This is a genomic window from Vibrio sp. 1557 (assembly GCF_033340175.1).
Taxonomy (GTDB): Bacteria; Pseudomonadota; Gammaproteobacteria; order Enterobacterales; family Vibrionaceae; genus Vibrio; species Vibrio alginolyticus.
The window spans coordinates 1-1,544 of the sequence record NZ_JAWOVZ010000104.1 but is presented as its reverse complement, the minus strand read 5'-3'; the positions used below and the strand labels follow the sequence as shown (position 1 = coordinate 1,544).

The 1,544-nt window shown below is 45.5% G+C and carries 1 protein-coding gene; it reads left to right on the top strand.

Annotated features, from left to right (window positions below; genetic code table 11):
• The coding region (locus R7070_RS24980) for a DUF6701 domain-containing protein (RefSeq protein ID WP_318141367.1) at positions 1 to 1,544 on the top strand (1,544 nt) is incomplete at both ends.

The window sequence follows — 1,544 nt, the reverse complement described above, 5'->3', positions numbered from 1 at the left end:
ACGGTGACACCATCTGATGACATGGCGTTGATGTGCGGTGACGATCTCCCGCAATTCACAGCGATCACAACCAACAATGATGAAGTAGTCAGCGCACCCGTGATGGCAATATTGTCTGATCCCGACTTGTTCACGCTAGAGGTGGTGAAAGGGAAACCGACATCAACTGAAAACCAGTTTCAATCTAACGATAATGGTGAGCTCGTTGTTCGTGTGGTTCCAAACGACATCGATAAGATCGCATTAGACGCCAATTACTCTTTGACTTTCACAATGGTCGGAGACTCCGCTAAGGAGCAAACAGTCAACTTCATGTTTACGCCGTTTATGTTCGAAGCGTATTCAAATGAAAGACGGACACTGAATGAAATTCGCGTCATCGCTGGTAAACCAGAAAATGTTCATACACGTCTGCTCGCTTGTGCCTCCACAGGAGAACCCGTCGTTGCCAGCAATTACAATGGTAAACCCAAAGTAGTTCACCCTTTGATTAAACCTCTCGGTGGAAGCGAAGGTGATTTTAGTTATTCTGCTGAGTTCAAAGACGGATTATCGGAACATGGCTTAATTACTAACGAATCCGGACTGTTCGAGGTGACGTTATCCGACCAATTCGAATGTAAAGGATTTTCAGAGTGTCCGGACGACGGCACAGTTGAAGTAACAGGCAAGTTTAATGTGTACTCGCGACCATGGACCTTGGCAATCTGTGAGAACCAAAACACCTTGCCTTCAGGCACATCCGAACAAGGTGATAAGTTCATTGCCGCTGGCGAACATTTCTCGTTAACGGTGAAACCCATCATCTGGCAAAAAGGGGGTTCTATCAGTGATCCTATCGACTCATCAGCTTATTGTGATGCTTTGGTCACGACCAACTTTATGCATGATGGCGCACCAGCAGCATCGGTTGTTTTGTCGAGCGAGCAACACTCGCCTTTAGAAACGGCAAATCAAACCTCAACGCTGTTGAAAAGTAATTATGCGTTAACTCAAGGACACCAATCAGCCAAGAACCATCGCTTCGTTTTTAACGGATTGTATTGGGCAGAAGTCGGCAGCTTGAAAGTGAAAGCAAACCTCGACAGTACGTATTTTGGCATGAAGGTTAACGAAGGTTATCGCCATATCGGACGTTTCTATCCGAAGTACTTCAAAGTGCAAAGTCAAGATTGGACTTACCCTAAAAACCAAGGCTTTGTATACATGAATCAACCGTTTGAGAAAGTTACCTACGATGTGGTTGCGCTAAACGCAAACAAAGAGGACGTAAAAAACTACGCCCATTTTGCGCCAAGTCTACAACAGCATTTTTACTTAGGAGAGCTTGGCGAATACCAAGATCGTTTTGTGCCACCAGCACCCCAAAAGGCAGAATGGAAACGCATCGGCGATGCCAGTATCGGTCAGTTTGTCATTGAAAAAGCATCTACAAATGCAACGTGTCACAACAGCCCATGTTGGGAGAAAGATAAAACTAAAGGCCATTACCCTGATGGCCCGTTCAACCGCGGTGCAAACAGCAAGAGCAGTAAAATTGGCTT